Origin of the sequence: uncultured Bacteroides sp. (assembly GCF_947632445.1) — a bacterium.
Lineage (GTDB): Bacteria > Bacteroidota > Bacteroidia > Bacteroidales > Bacteroidaceae > Bacteroides.
The window spans coordinates 1-10,389 of the sequence record NZ_CANRPM010000079.1; the positions used below are offsets into that span (position 1 = coordinate 1).

Annotated in this window: 5 protein-coding genes; all 5 read right to left on the minus strand. The window is 41.0% G+C overall.

Annotation, left to right across the window (positions count from 1 at the left end; all coding sequences use genetic code 11):
• Positions 1-270: 270 nt before the first annotated feature.
• Positions 271-2,337, minus strand: coding sequence for an alpha-amylase family glycosyl hydrolase (locus Q0Z70_RS11815; RefSeq protein ID WP_298074777.1), 2,067 nt, complete (start codon positions 2,335-2,337; stop codon positions 271-273).
• 309 nt (positions 2,338-2,646) lie between these two features.
• Positions 2,647-4,011, minus strand: a complete 1,365-nt coding sequence (locus Q0Z70_RS11820; protein WP_298074779.1) for a DUF5115 domain-containing protein — start codon at positions 4,009-4,011, stop codon at positions 2,647-2,649.
• A gap of 30 nt (positions 4,012-4,041) precedes the next feature.
• Positions 4,042-5,262, minus strand: coding sequence for a SusF/SusE family outer membrane protein (locus Q0Z70_RS11825; RefSeq protein WP_298074781.1), 1,221 nt, complete (start codon positions 5,260-5,262; stop codon positions 4,042-4,044).
• Between the two features lie 13 nt (positions 5,263-5,275).
• Positions 5,276-6,868 carry a RagB/SusD family nutrient uptake outer membrane protein gene (locus Q0Z70_RS11830; RefSeq protein ID WP_298074783.1) on the minus strand — a complete coding sequence of 531 codons (1,593 nt, stop codon included), beginning with the start codon at positions 6,866-6,868 and terminating at the stop codon, positions 5,276-5,278.
• A 22-nt stretch (positions 6,869-6,890) separates the two neighbouring features.
• Positions 6,891-9,983 (minus strand): TonB-dependent receptor, encoded by a 3,093-nt coding sequence (locus Q0Z70_RS11835; RefSeq protein ID WP_298074785.1) that lies wholly within the window; start codon positions 9,981-9,983, stop codon positions 6,891-6,893.
• Between the last annotated feature and the right edge of the window lie 406 nt (positions 9,984-10,389).

Sequence of the window (10,389 nt, forward strand, 5' to 3'; positions counted from 1 at the left end):
TTAACAGATAAATTGATATATTTGCAAAACTAAGAGGTCTGAAGACTGACTCCAGACACACTGAATGAAACACTACCGGTAAAGCGGCATGACATGATTTTATTGACAGAATCAGAAGAGGTCATCAAACTTCTTCCGGAGAGTCATCTCCTGTCGAATAAAATTGTCTGAAAAAGTACAGAAAAAACATAATAAAAATGGCATTTGAAGGGATTATGATATGTAATCTTCACATGCCATTTTATTTTTAGGAACATTTACTGAATATCCCTATTTAAGTTTGAATACCACAGAGGAATAGGCGCCCAACTTCACAAGCGTCTGCCCTTCTTCGATTGCCTGCTCTACCCTACCCGATACGGCCACCGCCTTTTCTACCTTATCGGCCAATGGGAATTGGACATCCGTTCCTCCAAAATTATGAAGCACAAGCATTTTTTCCTCGTCTTTTGTCATATACCAAGCAGCCAACGATTTGTAGGATTCATTCGTCTCATTATAAACAGGATGCCGATTCATAGTTCCTTCAGCCAAAGACGGATAGGTGTTACGAAGACGTGCAAAAGTGAAATACGTATTCAATAATGAACCTTCATCCTTCTGCTGATCAGCTACAGACTTTACCGACGAAGCCATTCCTGCATCCACTTTGTCAGTATAGGAAGTGGTATAGCGGTCTCCCCAAAGCATCGGACTACGCACATACTCATCTCCTCTTTCCTTAGTACCATACAATCCAAGCTCTTCTCCATAATAGATATAAGGCGAGCCTGCCGCTGTCAGTAGTACCGCTGCTGCTAACCTGCACTTGTCAACCGATTTGCCCAGCTTGGAGGATGTACGGTCTTCATCGTGATTGGACAGCTTTGTCGCCTCAATATAGTCACTGCGATAGGAGAAATATTCCTGCTGATAGCTCATGATATCTTTGGCAAAGTAACAGCCTGTAGCGTTGTTGATAGCCCACTCCAAACGATACCAGAAGGAGAACTCAAACAAAGCGGGAAGGCCGGCATAATAAGGAGCCACCTCGTCATGTTCTGAGAGCACCTCGCCCACCATATAGAAATCATCCGTCTTACCCGTCTGTTTGTAATAAGCGTTCATATCGTCATAAAATCTTCTCAGAAAACGGGGGTTCTCATCTGATTTAGCATTATGATAAATATGCTTCACAGCATCCAAACGCAATCCGCTCACACCTTTGTCTACCCAGCCCTTGGCCGCATTAACCATAGCAAGATAAGTAGGATTGGCAGAGACATCATCTACTTTTCCATAATTCAAATCAGCAAACCAATCGGTATAGAAATGCGAATGATAATACCAAAGGCTCATCGACTCAAACAAGATATCAGCAGCAGTTTTGTTGTCCAATGCAAATGGTTCTCCCAACTTTACTTTAGCAGAGGATGAAGCGCCGTATTTCGTACCTCCATCCCATGTTGTATTACTGGTACGGATCAGAAAGCCCCATGTTGAAGCAAAGTTCACCGTTAAATCATAAATACCATTTCCACGGTCATAGAATTTCTTGCAGACACCATCACCATAATACAGATACTTAGCACCAGCGGTATCTGTATCGGGATTATCCGCATCGGGCTGTTCGGCTTTAGTTACCGTCACCATAGGATGGGCAGCATCAGACCAATCGAGCACGAACTTGTAGCATCCCGTCATTTCGTCATCGCCCGAAGTAGTTGAGAACCATTCACCCGCATTATATCCGGCTGCCCCTTCCGTAGCAATCATGGGGAGCTTTCCAGCTGCAATATCGACTGCAGGATCTTGTGAGAAAACATAATAGTTGCGATATTCATTATCGGGCGATGCCTTAGCATTGACAAACCAAGGATGATCCTTACCGGTATGGTTCATCACATAATCCAGATAAACCTTGATGTCCCGTTGATGCGCTTCCGTCACCAGATGCTCAAAGTCGGCCATCGTTCCATATTGCGGATTGACCGTCGTATAGTCTGTTACATCATATCCATGATACGACATGGCCGGGTGGATAGGCGAAACCCATATAGCGCTGACCCCCATCTGTTGCAAATAGTCCAATTTGGAGGTAATCCCGTTGAAATCGCCCCATCCGTCGCCGTCGCTGTCTGCAAAGGAATATACCAAAAGTTGATACGAAATGTCAGCCCGTTTCTGCCTATCCCAGGTGTCGGGAGCAGCAGTGATGGAGAGCCATTCGATCGGCGCAGGTTCAGGTTCGGGTTCAGGCTCTGGAATAGGCTCTATGTCCTCTCCATCACTACATGATACTATATTAAGCAGCAACAGGGCTAATAAATAAAAAGAAAACTGTTTTAAGTACTTCATAACATAAGATCTACGTTACAAATAAACGAATATAAATCATATTAACCGATCTCTCAATAATATCCATATCCTATCTGATTATCGGTAAATAAGACCTATTCTCTCTTTCAAAAGATAGTCCATTCGGGTAAAAAGGGATGTTTTCCTAACAGTAAAATAACGGAATAGGATATGGAAACGTATGCGAAAAACGAACAAAAAAGAAGAAGTCGACAACCGCCTTTATTCTTGCCACCATTACAGCCAGAATAAAGAAGGAGCCAACTTCTTTTTTTATACTTCACATATTAAACCAATAAACACAGACTCTCAATTTTTCGTCATGGTCAACTTGTTCTTGCCATCACAAACGGGCACAAACTTAATGCTATAATTTCCGGCTGTCACAGCCATATTCCCAGCAGCATTAAAAGTAGGTTCTTCTATAGAACCACCCCAATTAATGTCCCATCCATCATTAGCACGGATTTTGATTTCACCGTCTGTCAATTCTATTGTCAAATTCCAACTGCCGTCTGAGTTATCGTATGTCATATCTGTGTCAGCATCCCATAAACCAGGAGTAGCGCTACCAATCACGCCCATCGTTTCTATCAACGTATGTTTGTATGTCAGGTCAACCAAATCGACGTCCATCATATAAAAGCCCGGTGCAACAGCATCAATATTATCACTACCCTCGGTTGTCAAGGTTCCGGCATAGGCATCTCCGCTTGCCTTTTCCCAATCATCATTCCAATCATTCTCATGGGGTTTGTACTTGAGTTCACCATCCAGATAGGCAAAACCTTTATACTGACCGTCATAATTCAATCCTGCCAAGGGACATACATTCCCCCAACCTGTATTATTACCTATCTCATAAATATAAGGAGCAAAATTCAATTCTTCAATAGTATAGGTATATTCCATCATATTCAATACCATACGATACATACCCGCTTTTTCAATCTTTCCGGCTTGAGGATCAGTTGTGGTAAGAGTTCCACTCATGCTGGCATCTCCGTCAACAGCTACCCCAACTACCCCAGTTTCACCTACTGCCCACAAATCACCACCGTCTACATTAGTCTTTGGTATAATTTTCCAATATTGATTGTCTGCTGTCGTTGTAAACACAATAGAAAATACAGGATCTTCGTACACATCAGCTTCAGAATGATTGAATGGGAGCTTCGTTTCTACAGCCCATCCACACATATCACCTACCAAATAATAAGCTTGATCTATAAAAGGTGCCTTGGGGGTCACAGATAGTTGTAAGGGTTGACTAACCTTGACAGAAGCTCCTTTTACATTCACATACCCCGCTAACACTGCATTCATTACTCTTTCCGTAGGCCTTCTTCCATAAAGGCTGAATACGGCATTGTTTAAATCTGAAACAGCAGCCTTCCCTCCCAAACTTACAGGCAAATCCTGCGTATCATTCAGCGTCAATTTATAAGATGCCAGAACACATCCTTCAGGCGCATTTACGGTTGCTGTGAAAACTATTACAGAATCTCCCTCCACTGAAGCAATATCTATTGCCGAAGGTGCAGAAGCCGAAAGGCTGACATCAATAGGATTTTCCGGTTCTGATTGCAAAGGTGCTGCCCAATCTGTATAATCATCGGTGCAGGCTACCAATGAGGTAGCCAGCGCCAATATGTATAATAATTTACTTTTCATATCATAATCCAATTTAAAATTAACACTTCATTATTCAATTGCTGTAAATGCATATGAACCATCTATGTCGTTGAATGTAACAACCCATTTGCCCGCTGCTACAGGAATGTTATCTCCATTATTCAGCCCTATACCGTAAGGGAATGTAACAGCACCCCAGTTAGGAGCCCATCCCGGTTGCAAGAACTTACAAGTTGTATCACCACTTGTAGCGTCTATCGTATAAGACCAAATGTGATTATGTCCAATCATGCTTTCTGACGTATTCACCGCATTCATCACACCTTCTGTTTCAGACCAGCCATTAAAATCACCCGCTATATTCATCGAACTATATACCGTTGGAGTTATATCAGCTGCCTGAATACTCAATTTATCAGCCTTCGTATCCAACGTAATGGTATAATAACCTGCCACAGGTACTGTGATATTACCGGAACCACCATTGTTTTTCACATATTCGCCAAACGAAGCTCCTTGTCCCCATTGATCAGGCCATGAGCTTTCCAATGTATGTACCAACTTAAAGCCATCAGGAGTCAAATAACCCGTAAATGTCAATTCACCCTGACCTGTATTCTTATCATAACTATATCCGTCTACAATAGACATCGGATAGATAGAAGTACCTACAGCAGAAGGAGAATTAGTCCACGCACCATCACCGATACATTCACCTATCAAATACCACATTTCAATCGGTGCATCAGTTAACATGATATAATAGGGAATAATTGTCAATTTCACAGAGTTTGAAAAGCAAGTATATGCTCCACTTGCACTAGCCTGTAAACGCAAATAAATAGTTTGTGTTTCTGGCACAGATGTTTCGTCCCATCCCGTCAATCTAACCAATTGACGTGCCAAAGCAGTCGCATCCAACTCTAAAGTTGCAACTGTAGAAGTACCATCAATTACAGCATAATCTGCTTTCAAGGTTTCATTGCCCTCTTCAGCCGCTGCCTCAGCCTCATCTGCCGATACAGTATAGCTATCTGTCAATGAGACTTGTGCCTGATAGGTAACCACTGCCGTGTAACCATAATCTGGCTGTGAATACGTCAATGGCAAGGCAGAAGACGACTGCAAATCAATAGTCGTATTGATATAGGAAGGCTCGTTCAGCACAAATGTCTCCGGTTGCTGTATAATGGGATTCGAATCGCGGTCATCCTCACAAGCCGACAAGAGACACAAGCCACCCATGAGCAACAATGTCGATATAGATAATGTTTTCATTTCTTTTCTCATTAAAGGTTTCATTTTAATATCCTGGATTTTGTACAAGATTGCTGTTGGCATTAAGGTCATCACTCGGAATCGCAAATACATTCAGATTGGGAGAGAACATTGTGCCAGTTATTGTACCACCTTTCCACTGCCATGTATATGAATTATTACCACCATAATAGCCATAACGGATCAAATCAATACGACGACGACCCTCATAATAAAACTCACGTGCCCATTCGTCCAAAATATCGTTCAACGTATATGAAGAGCGAATGCTGGCATGTGCCCGTGAACGTATCGCATCAATAGCAGCTTTCCCTTCACCGGTGACTGTCCCTCCATTGGTACGTGCCGTAGCTTCAGCATACGTTAGATAAGCCTCTGCTACACGCATCAAAAAGAAATCCATATCTACAAACTGAGAGTTATGAGGCGTACCACCATCAGAATAAACATTAGAAAACTTTGCAACAGAAAATCCACTTGTGAATTCCGTCGGAGTTTCCACACTCAGCGTACGGTCTTTTCCCCAAAAGAGAGCACGATCATCACGAGCAGCAGCCAACATTTCTTCTGTAGTTCCATTGGGAGCATCTCCGTTCGGGAAGAATTTCATAATCAAATCTTGACGTGCACGATTTCCAGCCCAGGTCTCCGTAGTTCCGCAAGAACCCATATCAGCCATAAATGTACTTGCAATCAAAAACAAAGAAGTACCCCAGCTCGTTGTTGTAACACCATCCTGTAACAAAGGTAGAATAGCCTCGCAAGAAGCACCGTTTTCACCATTATTACCCATAAACAACATCTGATAAGCACTATAAGTGCCATTGCCGTTTTCAAACAGACTGTAATCAGAATCCATTACCATCTTGGCATATTGGGCAGCCTTTTCCCATTGTGCAGTACCGGTATACACTTCAGCATTTAAATATAAACGAGCCAACAATAACCACGCTGCAGCTTTATCAGCACGGCCGTAACCTGCTTCCGAGGATTTTTTGGCTTTGGGTTCACTTAAATCATCCACAATTTCCAATAACTCAGTTTCCAACCAGTTATACAAATCCTGACGATTCATTTGCTCTGGTGCTTCAGAAGAAACGACCAAAGTAAACGGTACATTTCCCCAACCATCCATCAAATGATAATAGTGTAAAGCACGCAGAAAACGAATTTCCGCTGTCATAGTTGCATCATAATCCCCCATAACTTCTAAATAGTGGTTGCAAACAGATACGCCAAAATAAAGACGATTATAAAAGCCTGCCAGCATTGGGTGATTTGCACTCCAACTATTAAAATTGAAAGCAGAAATTCCTTCGTCGCCCCAACAGCAAATGGACTCGTCTGTTGTCAGTTCATTAGCATTGAATAATTGACGAACGAAACCGGTAGTACCGCCATCCAAACGACTGATATCGCAGTCACCGTTAGCACCGCCATTACCAGGCATAGCCAAGTTTGCATAACATTTGTTGAAAAGCCCCACAGCATCAGGCGTCATATTAGTACTCGGATCAATTGGAGTAACATCCAAATCACCTACACATGAGGTTATTCCGAAGGTTACCGCTAACAGGGCAGTAACCGGAATGATTGATTTGATATATTTCAATTTCATAGTTATCTATGTTTTAATGGGATTAAAAATTAAGATTAAGTCCAACAATAAATGAGAAAGGACGCGGATAAAGGTTGTTGTCTATACCTTGGAATACTTCCGGGTCTATACCTTCATAACCGGTAATGGTAAATACATTACTTGCTGTCAAATAAACACGTCCGTTGATTCCATTATAATTAGATGTCTTGAACAACTTGTCAAACGAATAACCCAAGGTAATATTATCACATTTCAAGAAGGAACCATTTTGCACCCAATAATCAGACAAGGCATTATCGTAGGTCTTCCATCCCATTTCAACCGATGATTGAGGACAATTCTGCATATATCCATACGAACTATCGTAACGTTTATCAATATTAGCGAAACCGTCCATTGTATCATTAAATACATAGTTGCCGATGCTGGCACGTAGCGAGAAACTAAAATCCCAGTTTTTGTAAGAAAGTCGAGAACTCAGACCTGCCGTCCAAGGTGCCCAAGGGCTTTTATAGAAATAACGATCATCTTGATTGATTTGTCCATCCCCATTACGATCCACATATATACCTTCCAACGGTTTCCCATTTTCATCGTAAACCTGCTGATATACATAGTAAGAATTTGACGGATGTCCTACAGCATGTGCTTGACATTGATTTCCCGTTCCAGAAGAAATTCCACCAGTCGGGACATAATAACCTTCATCATTATTTACCAATTCTGTAATTTCGTTTTCATTGTAGGTAGCATTAGCTGTAATCTCCCAATTCCACTCGTTGGTCTGAATAGGACGGTAAGTCAAAGAAATTTCTACACCTGAATTTTTCAAAGAACCTATATTGGAAGTTACTTCGTTACTAAAGTTTGAGCCGGCAGGAACCGAAACTGTATTAATCAGGTCAGTAGTCTTACGATAGTAGTAATCCACACTACCTGTAAACTTACTGTTCAGAAAACCGAAATCTAATCCTACGTTGTAAGTGGTAGTGGTTTCCCAAGTCAGATCTTTATTATAAGCATTCGGACGGTAAATCATGCCATTATCTAAAATCGAATAATAGCTATCCGGGTTCGTGTTAACATTATAAGATGCGAAATAATTATAATCACCTATACCTTCCTGCTGACCTGTCTGTCCATAACCCAAACGGAGTTTTAAATCAGAAATAGCATCCACATCTTTCAAAAAAGCCTCTTCCTTCATTCTCCAACCAAATGCAAATGAAGGGAACAGCGCCCAATGATCCTGAAAACGTGAAGAGCCATCATAACGTACAGTTGCGGTAAAAAGATAACGGTCAAGCAGAGAATAGTTGGCACGTCCAAAGAAGCTGACCAAATAGTTCTCTGAAGCCCAGTTGTTAAACGTATGACTATATTTTGAACCCGCCATAGGATTGCCCGCATCGTCTACAGATTGATTCGTTTTCGGATACAATCCATAGTAATCGTTATCACCTTCATGATGGAAGTGCTGCCACTCATATCCCGCCATGATATCAAAATGATGCTTCTCGTTAAAATCCTTCATATATTGAGCATAAGCATTATATGACAGGTTATATTTATCAATTTGTTCATAACCATAACGGCCATAATAAGTATTACTACCGAAGTTGCTTGGAGAAGCATAATAAGTTTGTTTACCGGTAGAAAAATCTCCACCAAAATTCATATGAACACGCAAGTCTTCCAATCCATGTACTTTATAGTCTATCTCAATGTTACCAACTAATGACTTAGATTTAGCCTTATCATTTGCCGTATACAACTGTGCTACAGGATTAGCTACCGCATTACGTTCTGATGTATAAGGCCATGTCGGATCATTCAAATCGGCACCCGTTTTTACCCATTGGAAATAGCCATCAAAATTATCATATTTAGGATCATCAGAATAGACATTTTGAGTAGGATCCATACGTACAGCTGAGCCAATGGCACCCGTATCAGCATATTTAGTATTCGCAAGCATCCCCTTACCATTGATATTAAAGGTCAAATGATCATCAAAGAATTTCGGGTTCAAATTGACGCTCAACGTATAACGCCCAAAATCAGAAGTTTTCAAGATACCTTGTTGATCTGTATATCCAAAAGAAAAGCGGTAAGGCATATTCTTCAAGCCACCTGTAACTGTAACATTATGATCATGGCTAACAGCCGTGCGATAAATTTCATCCTGCCAGTTTGTATTGTTATACAGATAATTCCCATTTCCATCCATCAAATAGTTACCTCCGGAATCGGTCTGCTTCTTAATCAAATTCCAAGCATCACTACCTATACCGTAATAATCCTCTACGAACTCACCATATTCTTGACCGGTCATTACATCAAGCGTTTTACGTTTCATACTGAATGATACATTACCATTATATGAGACCTTTGGCTTCTGCGCTGCACTACCTTTCTTTGTAGTAATGATAATCACACCGTTCGAACCACGAGAGCCATAAATAGCTGTAGCAGAAGCATCCTTCAAAACTGTAAAAGTTTCAATATCGGCAGGATTTACCATTGACAAGGCATTGGAAAGTCCTTTCACTCCCTGATTATCCATAGCTAAACCGTCAATCACAATCAACGGGTCGTTGCTGGCGTTCAATGACGAACCACCACGAATACGGATGTTGGCACCGGCACCCGGAGTACCACTGGCAGTGGTTACACTCACACCGGCAATCTTACCCTGCATCATATCTTGGGCATTAGTTACCAAACCATGATTTTTCTCGTCAGGCTTGATTGCCGTCACCGAACCGGTCAAATCATTTTTCTTTGCCACACCATAACCGATAACCACCACCTCGCTCAACAGTTCAGCATCATCCTGCAATGTCACTACAACTGAAAGAGCAGCTGCCACTTCCTGAGTTTTGTAACCGATAAATGAAACAACCAAAGTGGCACCTTGCGGAACAGTCAAGGTAAAATTACCATCCAGATCGGTAATCGTACCGTTAGACGTATTACCTTTTTCAACAACATTCGCGCCAATCACACCACCTAAGGCATCTTTCACATGCCCTTTCACGGTGACGGTCTGTGCATAAGCGCTAACACACAAGAACATCCCTAAAAGAAGGGGTAGAATCGTTTGAAAGATTCTAAGATTAACTTGCTTCATGCAACTAAAAAATTAAAGTTAACTATAAAATTATTATCATTTCAAATTAAATCCGAACTACAATCATGGGATTAAACCATAACAAATATATAAGCAAAAAGATTACGACAGGTCTGCAAAAGAGTTAAAGATACTCTTCAAACAATGCAAACGATTGCAGTGAAAGCAGTGAAACAATCTTTTTTAGTATTGCTTGCATCGTATTATCCCGTAAATAAACGTTTTATGGAATACCATGAAAACGTGAAACCATCTTTCCACACCTTTGTCCACTAAAAGCAGAACAATCTATATAAAGGGTATTTCACCGCCTAAATGACTATATACTTTAACGTGAGTTCGATATAAGAATTAATATATTTATCTGATTAATAAGAATATAACTATAAAGCACTAAATTTATAGT